Genomic DNA, 14,218 nt, shown 5'->3' on the forward strand with positions numbered 1-14,218 from the left:
GTTGTACCGATTATGACTAAATTGGTCTCAAGGAGCGTGTTGAAAAATGGTAACCCTTTATACATCACCAAGCTGTACATCATGCCGAAAAGCTCGTGCGTGGTTAGAAGAGCACGACATTCCATATCAAGAGCGGAACATTTTTTTAGAACCGCTTTCTATTAATGAAATTAAAGAGATTTTGCGCATGACCGAAGATGGTACCGATGAGATCGTGTCCACTCGATCTAAAACTTTTCAAAAGTTAGATGTTGATTTGGACAGTCTTCCGATGCAGAAGCTCTACGAATTGGTGAAAGATCACCCTGGTTTACTCAGACGTCCCATCATTTTAGATGAGAAACGTCTTCAGGTTGGGTACAACGAAGATGAAATTCGTCGCTTTTTGCCTCGAAAGGTTCGTACATTTCAATTACGCGAGGCACAAAGGCTGGTCAACGAATAAGTTAACTGTAAGCACCTTCATGTGTACACCATGAAGGTGCTTTTTGCGCCTTTAAAGGCAACTGTACTAAGGAAAATTAATTCTGCCGTACAATGTCAGAGTAGTGATCATTTCAGTTACGCTTTTTCATTCATGTACACGTATGGTACACTTTCTTTTGAGTTAGAGGAAAAAGTGCAAATGAACTAGGCGAATGCTGATTTTTTTTGTGGCAAACCTTTTCCGTTCCCTTTCGAGCGAAAGTATCATAAAATAGGAGTACAAGGTATACAATAGTCGATACCTACTTTACTATTTGAGATCGAGGAGAGTCTTGTTGAAGGCACTTTTGAATTTCTAACAAAGAGTAAATACAAGCGGTACTAAATACCCGAATGGGTGAGAGTCCCTTCCCCATCCATATAGAAGGGAGAGAGGCAGCATGGAAATCGAACGCATCAATGAGAATACGGTGAAGTTTTACATCTCTTACTTGGATATAGAGGAGCGCGGTTTTGACAAAGAAGAAATTTGGTACAATCGCGAACGGAGTGAAGAACTCTTTTGGGAAATGATGGATGAAGTTCATCAAGAAGAAGAATTTATGGTTGAAGGGCCTCTCTGGATTCAGGTGCAGGCGCTTGAAAAAGGACTAGAAGTACTCGTGACGAAAGCACAAGTTACTAAAGACGGACAAAAGTTCGAGTTGCCGATGCCAGATGATAAAAAGCAAAGTGGTATGAACGAGAATATCGAGGATTTGTTGGAAGCTGCTATGGAAGAGGAAGACAATGATACGTTAGAATTTCTCGTCGTGTTCGATGACTTTGAAGATGCTGTTTCGTTAGCAAAGCGTGATCTTCCTGATTTTTTCTCCCACAGCCTGTACGCGTATGAAGGGAAATACTACTTGTATACTCTATTCGAGGAAGAACAAGCAACAGAGGAAGAAATTGAAAACGTACTCAGCATTTTGCTTGAATACAGTGAAGAATCGCCTTTAACGGTTCATCGTCTAGAAGAATACGGAACAAGTGTGGCACAAGATAATGCCCTTGCTGTTTTACGTCAACACTTTACTTAAAAAGCCGATTCGATTGAATCGGCTTTTTAAGTAACCAGTTATAGGAAGTGGTGATTATGCGATGAAACATACTGTACGAATTGTTTTGTTTGTCTTGGGGCTGCTTTCAGTTATCTGGGTAACCAAAAGAACAATGCAGTTTGATTTTCGGCAATTTGATTTCCTAAGTACGTTTTCTATCTTGCTAACATTGTCGGTTATAGCAATCGGCTTTGTCATTTTCTTGGAGAATCGGCATCCTACGCAAACCCTGACGTGGCTTGTCGTTCTAGGAAGCTTTCCGATTGTCGGGTTCCTTTTTTATTTATTATTCGGTCGTAATTATCGCAGAGAGCGGATGTATCGAAAAAAGTACTTTCTTGACAAACAAGCCTTCCATCAATTTGATTGGAATCAAGAGCAGTTAGACGAACAGTTTGCCCATGTATCACCACATCAACGCAAATTGTTCATGCTTGCACAGAGATTAGGAAACAGTCCGATTTCATTTCTCACTGCTTCTCATATATTGACGAACGGTGAAGAAACATTTGATAAAATCTTTGAGTCTTTGAAAGCCGCAAAGCATCATATTCACTTGGAATACTATATTGTTCGCCATGATAGCATAGGCGAGCGTCTTAAGGATATTTTAATGGAGCGCGCTAAGGCCGGGGTGAAAGTTCGGTTTCTATTTGATGCGGTAGGGTCTTGGCGGTTGTCAAATCGTTACATACGAGAACTACGAGAGGCTGGGGTTGAAGTAATCGCATTCGGTCCGGTACAGCTCCCCTTTTTAAACAGTAAGCTGAACTTCCGAAACCACCGTAAGATTATCATTGTGGACGGGAAGGTTGGCTTTGTTGGTGGTTTAAATATAGGGGAGGAGTATATGGGTCTTAATAAGCATTTCGGTTTTTGGCGGGATACACACGTGTACGTAAAGGGAGAGGCTGTACGTACTTTGCAATTGATTTTTCTACAAGATTGGTATTACATGACGAATGATAATTTGTTGCTTCCAGAGTATTTAGATGCACCTTTAGACGTAGAAAGCAAACATGGCGGGGTGCAAATTCTCGCTAGTGGTCCAGATAACGAATGGAGTGTGATTAAAAATATCTTCTTTGCGATGATTACGTCAGCGAAGAAATCTGTCTACATCGCCTCACCGTATTTCATTCCAGATGAGGATATTTTCACGAGTTTGAAGATCGCTGCACTCAGTGGCATGGACGTACGATTATTGGTACCAAAAACCCCCGATAAATGGATTGTCTATTTTGCTTCAAGGTCCTACTTTCACGAGCTGTTAGAATCAGGTGTCAAAATTTATGAATATGAAAAAGGCTTTATGCACTCAAAAACGATTATGGTCGATGAGGAGCTTGCCTCTATTGGAACGTCAAATATGGACATGCGCAGCTTTCATTTGAATTTTGAAGTGAACGCATTTTTATATCGCACTCACAGTACATCGAAGCTCATTGAAGACTTTAAAAAAGATCTCCTCCATTCACGTCCTCTCCATGAAGACGAGTTTATAAAACGTCCTTTTTGGCGTCGTGTACTGGAGTCCACTTCACGACTTCTTTCGCCACTTTTATAGTTCTAAGGCAGGAAATGGTTACAATCTGTCGAATAATAAGAGAAAGGCTACAAAATGCGCGGAATCCTGACACTCCGAGCCGGTATTAGGCTAGAATCTGCGATCGAGATGTCGGAATCCGCTAGCAAGCCTTGGGATGCTAAACGACGATAGAAGAGAGGGGTACGACATTTGTTTGTTGCTGAAACGAAAACAGGACGTGCTATTTGGTTAGATCCTGCAATCCCACGTGATGAGGTGAAGAAATGGAGAAAGAGAGAAGCGTTTCGATGTCCAGCTTGCCAACAAGATGTTATTTTAAAAATTGGCTCAGAAACGTTACCGCATTTTGCACATAAACAAAGAGAGGCTTGTGTATCATTTTCGGAAGGAGAAACGGCCGTTCATTTGTCTGGAAAAGCACTATTATTCGAGGTACTTACTGGATGGCAGCACACGGAAGTGAAGATTGAAGCGATGTTGCCGAATTTAACACAACGACCAGATCTACTCGTTACCACGGCCAACAAGAGGTACGCCATCGAATTTCAACATTCACCATTATCTTCTGAAGCGTATCAGCAACGCACAAACGGATATGTAGCTGCCGGTTACACACCTGTATGGATTGTCTCGCAAGCAGCTGTAAATCGTGTGAAGCCATCGACTTTCCGTTTCCAAAGACTCGCCAAGTTCTCCTCATTACATCGCAATTTGCGCCTTCTCCATACGAATGAACGAATTTTATACACATTTCCGTTTTTGTACCCATATGCTCCTCATACCACCATTGCCATCACAAACGCTTTTCCACTTTCCAAAAACACTCACCGTCCATCTTTAACTACATCCATACAAGAGGCTATTTTATCTTGGAGGCTACTCGTTTCCACATGGACACTACGCCCGCTTCCGAAACGGCTGACGACCTATTACCTCCAACTAGGAATTACGTATCCCTCATTTCCTCTCGAAGTAGGAATTCCTGTTGTGAATGTTTCTCTCTCGTTACCTGCTGCTCCACATTGGCAGAGCGTGGTGTGGTTAGGGTTACGATCTGCACTTCCTTTTGCCCAAATTGTTCGTGAATTGCAACATGTGTTTCCTGGCGTTGTTTGTGATAAGGCATGGGAGTCGGCGATAGGGAAGTATAAAGAGGTGTTGCAAATGTGTGGACTTACTAGGTTTTATACACAAAGACCGTTTTTGACAAAGGCAGAGCTTACGAAAGCGTACACACAATTTTACACACAATTTGGCAACCAATTCTTTCGCCACTCGAAAAAATAAGATATGAGGCAGGAACATAGACTAGATTTGTCGAAAAAAAATAGGGTAGCAAAAAGTGTGGAATTCTCTTGTTCAAAGAGGTGACTGCTACTTTACACGATATTTTAGAGGGAGTGGTATGAATGGCGAATACAAGTGCGTTGCCGACACGTGATCAAGTTCAAGCAGATGATACGTGGAAGCTCGAAGATATTTTTGCAACAGACGAAGCATGGGATCAAGAGTATGAGCAGGTGAAAGAGTTATTAAACGAAGCGAAAAATTTTCAAGGGACATTCCAAAACGGGCCAGATGCAGTGTTTGAAGCGTTGACATACCAAGATGAAGTGACACAGCGAATGGGGAAACTTTATGTATACTCCCACATGCGCTACGATCAAGACACGACAAACGGTGCGTATCAACGAATGGACGATCGTGCGAAAGGATTGTATACACAAGTGGCTAGCAGTTTTTCCTACGTTGAGCCAGAGTTGCTATCTCTGTCCGAGGAAACGCTCAAAAGGTATACGAAGGAACACGCGGGACTACATTTGTATGCAAAGCAATTCGAGCGGTTGAACAAACAACGCCCACATATTTTGGATGCGGATAAAGAGGCGCTTCTCGCACAAGCGAATGAAATTTTTCAAGCGAGTGGAAACACGTTTAGCATGCTGAACAATGCGGACCTAGAATTTCCAACCATTAAAGATGAAAATGGTGAAGAGGTGAGTTTGACGCACGGACGTTACACCCGCTTTTTAGAAAGTAGTGACCGGCGTGTGCGCAAAGATGCGTTCGAGGCGATGTACAATACATACGGGGGATTCCGAAATACGTTTGCTAGTACGCTAAGCGGAAACGTGAAAAAGAATAATTTTTCAGCAAGTGTAAGAAGTTATTCGTCTGCGCGCCAGGCGGCCTTAAGCACAAACGAAATTCCCGAGACTGTATACGATAATTTAGTCAAGACCGTGAATGACAACCTTGATTTGTTACATCGTTACGTCAACCTTCGGAAAAAAGTGCTTGGTGTTGACGAACTCCACATGTACGATTTGTATACACCGCTTGTGAAAGACGTTGATATGAAAGTATCCTATGAGGAAGCGAAAGCTTATTTGCAAAAAGGGTTAGCGCCACTTGGAGAAGAATATTTAGGTGTTCTGAACGAAGGATTCCAAAATCGTTGGGTAGACGTTCATGAGAATAAAGGGAAGCGTTCTGGAGCTTACTCGTCAGGTACTTATGGAACAAACCCATATATCCTAATGAACTGGCAGGATAACGTAAATAATTTGTTTACGTTAGCACACGAATTCGGCCACTCCGTTCACAGCTACTACACACGAAAAACGCAGCCTTATCCGTACGGAAACTATTCCATTTTTGTTGCCGAGGTAGCTTCAACATGTAATGAGGCACTTTTGCAAGATTATATTCTGAAAAATATCGATGACGAGCGGAAGCAACTATATCTTGTGAACCATTACTTAGAAGGATTCCGCGGGACTGTTTTCCGTCAGACGATGTTTGCAGAATTTGAGCATATGATCCATCAAAAAGCGCAAGAAGGGGAAGCGCTCACAGCAGAGGCACTTACACATATGTATTACGCGCTAAACGAAAAATATTTTGGCAAAAACAATATGCACATTGATGAAAGCATTGGCTTAGAATGGGCGCGTATTCCTCATTTTTATATGGGGTATTATGTGTATCAATATGCAACAGGTTTTAGTGCTGCTGCTGCCCTTAGCCAACAAATTTTACAAGAAGGCGGGCCAGCTGTAGACCGTTACTTGAAGTTTCTACAAGCAGGTAGTTCAGAGGGTCCTATTGACGTGCTTCGTTCTGCAGGTGTAGATATGACTTCACAAAAGCCGATTGAACAGGCATGTGGCTTATTCCGCGAAAATCTAGAAAAAATGGAACAGCTGTTATCGTAATTGTTGCTGTCGATTAAAAGGCTGATGGGGAGTCTCCATCGGCCTTTTTTTCTTTCAGTAGCAATCAATGGTCGTCGTTCAATGGCGGCGGAACCTATTGCGGTTGTTAAGTATATGGAAAAAAACGATCCAGGAAACAAGTAGAACAGGGACGGTAATGAAGAGTGGGATAAGTCTCATCATGCCGAACACATTCAAAACAAAGGAACAGGCGAGAAGGACAACTAGTAAAATCCACTGAACCCGTTTCATACGATCCTCCTTTTGAAACGACAGGCGTCTCGATGAACACCTTTCATTTTTCGGCTTAGTACACTCTATGGGCTAGAGGACAAAGGTAGAACGGTCACATCAAATTGTAGAAGAGCAGTCACGTTTACTGCATGTGACCTTTCGATGCTTTGAAGACGGAGCAGTCAGTGCACAGCCTAAGACTGAAAAGAATACACCACCCCTTCACTACTGTTATTTATGAACATTACGTGAAACCCCTTTCAATTTGACGATATTGTGAAAAGAGTAACAATCTATTGCACGGTAATTTTATGGCGTGCTATAGTATAGATGTGAAGTTGATCACAAGCAAACACATACCCCTTTGTTTGACCGTGAAAAATTTCTCCCATCCCCTTTGTTCGTAGTCAAAGAGGCCTTGCTCCTAGTGAGCGAGGCCTCTTTGCGTAGTGTGAATATCCGCGATCAGGAGAATATATCCGCGATAGGGAGCCGATATCCGCGGTCAGGAGAATATATCCGCGGTCAGAGAAATATATCCGCGATCGGGAGCCGATATCCGCGATCGGAAGCCGATATCCGCGGTCAGGAGAATATATCCGCGATCAGGAGAATATATCCGCGGTCAGGAGAATATATCCGCGGTCGGAAGCCGATATCCGCGGTCAGGAGAATATATCCGCGATCAGAAGAATATATCCGCGATCGGGAGCCGATATCCGCGGTCAGAGAAATATATCCGCGGTCGGGAGCCGATATCCGCGGTCAGGAGAATATATCCGCGATCGGAAGCCGATATCCGCGGTCAGGGGAATATATCCGCGATCAGAAGAATATATCCGCGATCGGGAGCCGATATCCGCGGTCAGAGAAATATATCCGCGGTCGGGAGCCGATATCCGCGGTCAGGAGAATATATCCGCGATCGGAAGCCGATATCCGCGGTCAGGGGAATATATCCGCGGTCGGGAGCCAATATCCGCGGTCGGGGGAATATATCCGCGAACAGGAGCCGATATCCGCGATCGGGGGAATATATCCGCGATCAGAGAAATATATCCGCGGTCGGGAGCCGATATCCGCGATCGGGAGAATATATCCGCGAACAGGAGCCGATATCCGCGATCAGGGGAATATATCCGCGATCAGAAGCCGATATCCGCGGTCCATAAACAAAAACACCGAATCGACAGCGAAACTGTCATTCCGGTGTTTCTGTATAGCGCCAAAATGTCCCGAATTTAGCGGGGATGCGCTCCACTTTACGTTGTAGGAGTAATTTTTTCATTTCAAATTCTACTTCAGCGGCAGATAGATCATAGACGACGGCAAGTTCTTTTGTTGCCACGAAACGGTACCGTTCCACAAATTGTTCTATAGTAGGTGGCTCTTGACGTGTGAGCGTCTCTGAAACCATTGAGGAGAGAATGTCCTCGTAAACTTCGTACGTATACCATCCAGAGACTTTTAAACCTTCGTCCTCAATGTTTTCATTAAAGAAAACGAGGGTGGGGACTTCAGATACGTCCATTTCTGACGTGATTTGCAAGTCACACTGAAATGCTTTTGTAGCCCCTTGTCGAAACAGGTCTTCTCGAAATTCAAAGACATCTAGACCAGTTTGTTTGGCACAGTCTGTAAGGACAGTCTCGTGTGTAATGTTTTGACTTTGAAGAAACAAACACTCTTGTAATTTTCGTAAGTAGCGGATTCCTGCCTTTTTACCTTGCAGTTCTGCTGCTTTTACGGCGATTGAAGCAATCGATGGTGAGAAAATCGGATCATCAAACCATAGACTGCCGTCACAACTCATGCCGGATCGACTGGCGGTGCGCTCCCATGTTTCGGCAATTCGCTCAGGCTTTTTTCGACTTTGTTCGTGAAAAGAGGCGAGTTTTCCGCTCATTACGTGCCGGATTGTGAAATAGTCACCATATTCAACTTGTAACTTTTTTATAGTTGGTTCCATAGCCCAGCATTCGGGGCATAAAGGATCAAGGAAAAAATAAATTTCAACAGGCCTTTGATGGCAAGATGTCGTCCGTGACTGTCTGAAGTTCCCAACCTTCATTCGCCATCATCCTCTTCTGTGTTGATCATATGCTGTGCGGTTAATGCGAGTCGAGAAAAAAGAGCCTCGCGAACGGGCCCATCCAATTTCACTTCATCCATTGCTTCGTGCATACAGTGGAGCCAAGCTTTTGCTCGGGTTGGTGTAATTTCAAATGGCAAATGTCTTGCGCGCAACATGGGGTGCCCGTGTTCTTCGGAATAAAGAGGAGGTCCCCCTAAATATTGAGTCAGAAATTGCTCTTGCTTTCGAGCCGTTTCGGTCAAATCGTCTGGAAAAATAGGTTTCAATTGTGGGTGCTGGCTTACACGGGTATAAAACGCGTGGACGAGACGGTGCAATGTTTCTTTTCCAATCGCCTCATAAGGTGTCACCGCATTTCCTTTCATGTTGTACTCCCCCTCTACATCTAACAAGAACATAAGCTATGCAAGATGTATTGTCATTGTAAGCGAACGAGCAGGAAAAACTCAAATAAACCGCCTGCTCTGCGGAAGATAATAAGCGTTCGTGAAGAAATTTCGCTCTTATCAATAGGATTCTCATAGTGTTGTACGGTTAACAAAAAAAATCCCCACCATAAAATGGAAGGGGATGAATGGTTTAGACAACTGATGAAGGAACTCTTTGTAAAATAGAAGCAACATACTTTCGTGTCTCTTGAAACGGTGGGATCCCTCCGTATTTATCGACAGTACCCGGTCCTGCATTGTAAGCGGCTAGTGCCAGTGATAAATTGTCACCATAACGATCGAGCATTTGGCGTAAATATTTTGTTCCACCCATAATATTTTGCTTTGCATCAAAGGGATCCTCTACACCAAGTCCTCTAGCAGTCGCCGGCATGAGCTGCATGAAGCCTTGTGCCCCGGCGCTACTGACAGCTTCTTGTCTAAAGCCCGATTCTTTTTCGATTACGGTCCGAATGATGTCTTCGCGTACCCCAAATGTTTGACTAGCGTAAGAAATAATTTCATCTACATCGTTAGAAACTAATGATGCTGACTCATTGTCTATTGCTGGTAGAGTGGATAAGGTAGGATTCGTGATGCCATAAACAAGCGACTTATTGAAAGAGGTGAGTGGTGCGAATGGCGTTTGGGTCACCCTACCCGGTGTTTCGTTACTAGCGAAAAGGGAATCAAGGAAAGGGGCAAATGAACTACCGACTTGCGAGCTAGACGTCGCATTAGTTGAGCCCATTGTGCGAAGTACTTGAATTTCCTGGAGTAGCTTCGACTGTTGTTCTTGAATTTTCAAGCTTGTCCCTCTCCTCTCGATACTTCATACGCTCTTAGCGCACGAGCAATTTTTTTGTCTGCTGGGCGTTCCGGAATCTGATACAGTCGTAACAATTCAGTGAACGCTTGTCTTCCTTCAGACCAGTTCTCTACTTCATATTCTATTTCAAAATCGACCGTTTGCCCATAGTGACTTTCATCAAATACGAGAAGCCCTCTTTTGTATGGTAGTTCTACGCGCAATGTAGTAAGTTCACCGATTTTACGTAATTGGTTCGGAACGATGTTGTGTGTGTTTTCCAATCTAGTTATGGCTTCACCCTCACCAAATGGGTGCTGGACTAGAATTTGCTCATACGTTTTTTCGTCTAATGCATCCGTCCATTCTAAGATTCCGTCTGCGTGTTGCTCTTTTAATGTTAATTCCGCTGTTCCTGGTTTTTTTCGTGTCCTAAGTGCAGCTCCGTGTTCCCTAAGTGTGAATGTTTCTGTATCCCAATACGTATTTATTTGTTGCTTGCGGTCCTCTTTTTTTACTGTGAAAGCCTGTAAAAGTCGTTCATATTCTTCTTTCGTCAGCATATTTTTAAATTCTCTTTCCATTTCTGCCAAATGAAAACACCTACCTATTTAGTATAGAATTTGCGGGTGTGCAAAATCAACCGCGATCAGGAACGGTAACCGCATTGGCGCGAGAAGAGGAATCTGTGATAGGCAGGCTACCACTTTTTATTCTATATGTTACACTAATATTGGCTTCTTTTGCTGAAAAATTGTTGTTGAAGAAAGGTGACACCTGTTATGAGAACTTTTTATACTGTGGAACGTACAACTTACGAGGGAGACCGTCTCGTAGCCCATCTAGCAAACGGTCAATTACTCCAAGGATTAGCAGATGCTGATCAACTATTAGCGCACTCAGATGATTTGAGTTTTCTTTCTATATTAGAGAATGACGAAGGGTATACATATATACTTTGGCCACAGCCTATTTGGGTTGATTTGAAAAAGGGATGGGATGAGAGGAAAGAGGTAGTGATGTGTGACGGGGCATCGACGGTATCCCTTCCACATTTCTGGGTAAATTTAGAGAACCTTATAGGTAACATCGAGGGTAATGCAAACTATGGGGATGAGATGGTAGCAGCTGTCGAGGAAGCTTTCTTCGCGTCAGCTAAGTAGTGCAAGGGAGTGGAAGCGCGATGGAACAATGGGAAAAGTTGCTTGCGCCGTATGAGCAAGCTGTTGAAGAACTGAAAATTAAGTTACGTGGTATTCGTTCGCAATACGATGGTGAACTGGATCATTCCCCGATAGAATTCGTAACAGGACGTGTGAAACCAATCGCCAGCATACTCGATAAAGCCGTAAACAAAGGCATTCCACTCGACCAAATTGAAGCAGAAATGCAGGATATTGCAGGGATGCGAATTATGTGTCAATTTGTTGATGATATTTCTCGTGTAGTCAACTTGCTTAGAAAACGAAAAGATTTTGAGATTGTTGAGGAACGGGACTATATTTCCAACAAAAAGAGAAGTGGCTACCGTTCGTATCACCTCGTTATCCGCTACCCTGTACAGACTATTTCTGGCGAGAAAAACATTTACACGGAAATCCAAATACGTACACTTGCCATGAATTTTTGGGCGACGATCGAGCACTCCTTGAATTACAAATACAGCGGACAGTTCCCAGAAGATATTCAATATCGTTTGCAACGAGCGAGTGAAGCTGCTTATTTACTAGATGAAGAGATGTCGCAAATTAAAGGTGAAATCCAAGAGGCACAGGCTTTCTTTACAAGAAAAAAGGAGAAGTCTCAAGACGGATCAGACGGTGAGGGAACGATAAGATGAAATTTGCAGTGACTTCAAAAGGTGACCAAAAATCCAATATTTTAAGCCACAAAATTCGGACGTATTTACAAGATTTTGAGCTAGAATACGATGAGGATCAGCCGGACATCGTCGTCAGTGTCGGGGGAGATGGGACTCTTCTATATGCGTTTCACCGGTACCGTTCACGATTGGATAAAACGGCTTTTGTGGGGATCCATACAGGGCATCTCGGGTTTTATGCGGATTGGGTGCCAGAGGAGATCGAAAAGCTAGTCATTGCTATCGCGAAAACGCCGTATCAAACGATTGAATACCCGTTACTCGAGGTGATGATTCGCTACCATCATGGTGGTAAAGAAGCTTGGATGCTCGCGCTGAACGAAGCGACTGTGAAAAGTGTAGAAGGAACCATGGTGATGGACGTCGACATTCGTGGTGAGCATTTCGAACGGTTCCGTGGCGACGGTTTGTGTGTGTCTACACCTTCTGGATCTACTGCTTATAACAAAGCACTTGGCGGGGCGATTCTTCACCCGTCGATCCCGGCTATCCAACTGGCAGAGATGGCGTCCATTAATAACAAAGTGTTTCGAACGATAGGATCGCCGCTTATTTTGCCTTCACATCACACGTGTACGTTGAAGCCTGTTAGTGGTCCTGATTTTTTAGTTACGGTTGACCATCTGACACAGTTACACAAAGATGTAAAGGCGATCCAGTTCCGTGTGGCAACAGAACGCGTGAGATTTGCTCGCTTCAGACCGTTTCCTTTTTGGAAGCGAGTCCACGATTCGTTTATTTCCGATGAGAGGGGATAATCCAGATGTACTGTGTTCAATGGACGGTAGCTCAGCACGAAGCTGATCAAACGCTAAAACAATTTTTATCGACAAAACATGTTTCCAAACGCACATTGGCCTCCGTCAAATTTGATGGAGGTTCTCTTCTTTGCAATGAAAAGGAAGTAACCGTGAGGAAAGTGGTGCAGTCGGGGGATGTCGTGCGTGTAGTCTTCCCAAGAGAACAGACAACGCTCACGTTAGATGCAACGCCACTCTCAATCATTTACGAAGACGAGGCGTTTGTTATTGTTGATAAAGAAGCAGGCGTGAGTACGATTCCTTCTCGGGAGCACCCAGAGGGCAGTGTGGCGAATCGCTTTGTCGCTCATCTCGCATCACAAGGTGTGTCTTCCACGTTTCATGCAGTCAATCGGCTCGACCGTGATACGTCTGGCTTAATCGTCATTGCCAAGCATCGATACATTCATAGTTTATTCGCCTTACAACAGCGGTCTAAATCATTGCAGCGTACGTATGAAGCACTTGTTGCAGGAACATTTCTACCTAACGAAATAGAAGGGACGATTGTGGCACCGATCGGTCGGAAAGATACGAGTATTATTGAGCGGGAGGTACGAGGGGATGGCCAGTATGCTTGCACTCACTATCGGGTGCTGAAGCAGGGGGAGGATTGGTCTCGTGTCCGTATGACGTTAGATACGGGGAGGACGCACCAAATTCGTGTTCATTTTGCTCACTTAGGCCATCCTCTTTTAGGTGATGACTTGTACGGAGGCCCCACCACCACGCACGTTACGCGCCAGGCGCTCCATTGTACGAGTGTTTCATGTATACATCCGTTAACAGGACGCCAGCTCACGTTTCATTCACCGTTCCCGGTAGAACTTTTGCCTTAAAGTTCATAGCGGAATTTTTCTTCTACGGGGGGGAGCGACGATTTCACGGCCACCGTCACTTTTTCCGGATAACGTAGAGCTGTTAATTCACCACCAAACACAGCCCCCGTATCGATATTTACTGTTTCATTGATCCACCGCGGTTCACGAACAGGCGTATGTCCGTACACGATCAGTGCTTCTCCGTCGTAGTCCTTTGCCCAATTTCTACGAACGGGGGCACCATCAGGGTGAAATTCGCCTGTCGTGTCGCCATAGAAGACAAAAGATTGCACTCGCTTGGAGTAGTTGCCAATGTCGTCTTTTCGTATGCCAGCATGAGCGACGATTAACTTACCGTCGTCTAATTGCTCATACAAAGGGGCTCTCTCGTACAGTGTTTGAAATTTATGCCTGACCTCACGTTGCCGCTTAGGCGTGAGCGCTTCCCATTCTGCAACTGTTGTCTCAAGACCGTGGCGAATTTGCACGGGATTCCCTTTCCAGTATCGATATAATTTATTGCAGTGGTTGCCCGGCACATAACGGGCAATTTTATCCTTATGGACGAGACGATACACTTCCTCTATTACACGAATGCTTTCAGGTCCTCGATCAGTTAAGTCGCCGACAAACACGACCCTTCTATTGTCAGGGTGTGACGTGACTCCCTTTTCTGTTATGTATCCGAGTTTTTGGAGCAGGCAGTCGAGTTCTCGCCAGCAACCGTGAATGTCTCCTATACAATCAAATGTCATGATCTTTCTCCTTTCTTTAGAGATACAATTTGTACCCCCTTTTTGATATGATGTATGACGGTGCAGGCGCCTTTGCTATAGAAGGCGTTAAGAGCTACT

At 44.2% G+C, this 14,218-nt stretch carries 15 protein-coding genes; 10 read left to right on the forward strand and 5 right to left on the reverse strand.

Features of this window, described 5'->3' with window-relative positions:
• The first annotated feature begins 46 nt into the window (after nucleotides 1-46).
• The 6 genes from spxA to HHK01_RS05215 all read left to right on the forward strand — a co-directional run bounded on the left by spxA (nucleotide 47) and on the right by HHK01_RS05215 (nucleotide 7,803).
• Nucleotides 47-445 carry a transcriptional regulator SpxA gene (spxA, locus tag HHK01_RS05190; RefSeq protein WP_170006728.1) on the forward strand — a complete coding sequence of 133 codons (399 nt, stop codon included), beginning with the start codon at nucleotides 47-49 and terminating at the stop codon, nucleotides 443-445.
• 421 nt (nucleotides 446-866) lie between these two features.
• Nucleotides 867-1,508, forward strand: coding sequence for an adaptor protein MecA (gene mecA, locus HHK01_RS05195; protein ID WP_170006729.1), 642 nt, complete (start codon nucleotides 867-869; stop codon nucleotides 1,506-1,508).
• Nucleotides 1,509-1,569: 61 nt separating this feature from the next.
• On the forward strand, nucleotides 1,570-3,096 hold the full coding sequence (gene cls, locus HHK01_RS05200) for a cardiolipin synthase (protein WP_170006730.1): 1,527 nt from the start codon (nucleotides 1,570-1,572) through the stop codon (nucleotides 3,094-3,096).
• 171 nt (nucleotides 3,097-3,267) lie between these two features.
• Nucleotides 3,268-4,365: a competence protein CoiA gene (locus HHK01_RS05205; RefSeq protein ID WP_170006731.1), complete on the forward strand. Its 1,098-nt coding sequence runs from the start codon at nucleotides 3,268-3,270 to the stop codon at nucleotides 4,363-4,365.
• A gap of 122 nt (nucleotides 4,366-4,487) precedes the next feature.
• Nucleotides 4,488-6,296, forward strand: coding sequence for an oligoendopeptidase F (gene pepF, locus HHK01_RS05210; protein WP_170006732.1), 1,809 nt, complete (start codon nucleotides 4,488-4,490; stop codon nucleotides 6,294-6,296).
• Nucleotides 6,297-6,927: 631 nt separating this feature from the next.
• Entirely contained in the window at nucleotides 6,928-7,803 is an 876-nt protein-coding gene (locus tag HHK01_RS05215) for a hypothetical protein (protein WP_228027664.1), read from the forward strand.
• Here HHK01_RS05215 and HHK01_RS05220 read toward each other — a convergent pair.
• From HHK01_RS05220 to HHK01_RS05235, 4 genes are all read right to left on the reverse strand, one after another.
• Nucleotides 7,732-8,601, reverse strand: coding sequence for a ClpXP adapter SpxH family protein (locus HHK01_RS05220; protein WP_170006734.1), 870 nt, complete (start codon nucleotides 8,599-8,601; stop codon nucleotides 7,732-7,734). The two genes, HHK01_RS05215 and HHK01_RS05220, sit on opposite strands and share 72 nt — an antisense overlap.
• A complete protein-coding gene (locus HHK01_RS05225) occupies nucleotides 8,598-8,990 on the reverse strand; it encodes a globin domain-containing protein (RefSeq protein WP_170006735.1) in 393 nt (130 codons plus the stop codon). Before HHK01_RS05225 ends, HHK01_RS05220 begins: the two co-directional genes overlap by 4 nt.
• 214 nt (nucleotides 8,991-9,204) lie before the next feature.
• The gene (locus tag HHK01_RS15815; RefSeq protein ID WP_322619381.1) at nucleotides 9,205-9,861 is read right to left on the reverse strand and encodes a lytic transglycosylase domain-containing protein; all 657 of its coding nucleotides are present in this window, start codon (nucleotides 9,859-9,861) and stop codon (nucleotides 9,205-9,207) included.
• On the reverse strand, nucleotides 9,858-10,445 hold the full coding sequence (locus HHK01_RS05235) for a CYTH domain-containing protein (RefSeq protein ID WP_228027722.1): 588 nt from the start codon (nucleotides 10,443-10,445) through the stop codon (nucleotides 9,858-9,860). Before HHK01_RS05235 ends, HHK01_RS15815 begins: the two co-directional genes overlap by 4 nt.
• Nucleotides 10,446-10,643: 198 nt before the next feature.
• Here HHK01_RS05235 and HHK01_RS05240 point away from each other — a divergent pair, with 198 nt between their 5' ends.
• The 4 genes from HHK01_RS05240 to HHK01_RS05255 are packed head-to-tail and all read left to right on the forward strand — an operon-like array spanning nucleotide 10,644 to nucleotide 13,382.
• Nucleotides 10,644-11,024: a UPF0738 family protein gene (locus HHK01_RS05240; protein WP_170006737.1), complete on the forward strand. Its 381-nt coding sequence runs from the start codon at nucleotides 10,644-10,646 to the stop codon at nucleotides 11,022-11,024.
• A 20-nt stretch (nucleotides 11,025-11,044) separates the two neighbouring features.
• Nucleotides 11,045-11,701 carry a GTP diphosphokinase gene (locus tag HHK01_RS05245; protein WP_170006738.1) on the forward strand — a complete coding sequence of 219 codons (657 nt, stop codon included), beginning with the start codon at nucleotides 11,045-11,047 and terminating at the stop codon, nucleotides 11,699-11,701.
• A complete protein-coding gene (locus HHK01_RS05250; RefSeq protein ID WP_170006739.1) occupies nucleotides 11,698-12,501 on the forward strand; it encodes an NAD kinase in 804 nt (267 codons plus the stop codon). The genes HHK01_RS05245 and HHK01_RS05250 overlap by 4 nt, the downstream gene beginning before the upstream one ends.
• Nucleotides 12,502-12,506: 5 nt before the next feature.
• Nucleotides 12,507-13,382, forward strand: coding sequence for an RluA family pseudouridine synthase (locus HHK01_RS05255; protein WP_170006740.1), 876 nt, complete (start codon nucleotides 12,507-12,509; stop codon nucleotides 13,380-13,382).
• Here the strand turns inward: HHK01_RS05255 and prpE are convergent.
• Nucleotides 13,379-14,119 (reverse strand): bis(5'-nucleosyl)-tetraphosphatase PrpE, encoded by a 741-nt coding sequence (gene prpE / locus HHK01_RS05260; RefSeq protein ID WP_170006741.1) that lies wholly within the window; start codon nucleotides 14,117-14,119, stop codon nucleotides 13,379-13,381. The two genes, HHK01_RS05255 and prpE, sit on opposite strands and share 4 nt — an antisense overlap.
• Nucleotides 14,120-14,218: the final 99 nt, after the last annotated feature.

The organism is Bacillus fonticola (assembly GCF_012955605.1).
In the GTDB taxonomy this organism is placed as follows: domain Bacteria; phylum Bacillota; class Bacilli; order Bacillales; family JC228; genus Bacillus_CG; species Bacillus_CG fonticola.

What these genes read in the sequence shown, in the direction of transcription:
- spxA (WP_170006728.1), top strand. Translation starts at nt 47, where the DNA reads ATGGTAACCCTTTATACATCACCAAGCTGTACATCATGCCGAAAAGCT.
- mecA (WP_170006729.1), top strand. Translation starts at nt 867, where the DNA reads ATGGAAATCGAACGCATCAATGAGAATACGGTGAAGTTTTACATCTCT.
- cls (WP_170006730.1), top strand. Translation starts at nt 1,570, where the DNA reads ATGAAACATACTGTACGAATTGTTTTGTTTGTCTTGGGGCTGCTTTCA.
- pepF (WP_170006732.1), top strand. Translation starts at nt 4,488, where the DNA reads ATGGCGAATACAAGTGCGTTGCCGACACGTGATCAAGTTCAAGCAGAT.
- HHK01_RS05220 (WP_170006734.1), bottom strand. Translation starts at nt 8,601, where the DNA reads ATGAAGGTTGGGAACTTCAGACAGTCACGGACGACATCTTGCCATCAA.
- HHK01_RS05225 (WP_170006735.1), bottom strand. Translation starts at nt 8,990, where the DNA reads ATGAAAGGAAATGCGGTGACACCTTATGAGGCGATTGGAAAAGAAACA.
- HHK01_RS05235 (WP_228027722.1), bottom strand. Translation starts at nt 10,445, where the DNA reads ATGGAAAGAGAATTTAAAAATATGCTGACGAAAGAAGAATATGAACGA.
- HHK01_RS05240 (WP_170006737.1), top strand. Translation starts at nt 10,644, where the DNA reads ATGAGAACTTTTTATACTGTGGAACGTACAACTTACGAGGGAGACCGT.
- HHK01_RS05245 (WP_170006738.1), top strand. Translation starts at nt 11,045, where the DNA reads ATGGAACAATGGGAAAAGTTGCTTGCGCCGTATGAGCAAGCTGTTGAA.
- HHK01_RS05250 (WP_170006739.1), top strand. Translation starts at nt 11,698, where the DNA reads ATGAAATTTGCAGTGACTTCAAAAGGTGACCAAAAATCCAATATTTTA.
- HHK01_RS05255 (WP_170006740.1), top strand. Translation starts at nt 12,507, where the DNA reads ATGTACTGTGTTCAATGGACGGTAGCTCAGCACGAAGCTGATCAAACG.
- prpE (WP_170006741.1), bottom strand. Translation starts at nt 14,119, where the DNA reads ATGACATTTGATTGTATAGGAGACATTCACGGTTGCTGGCGAGAACTC.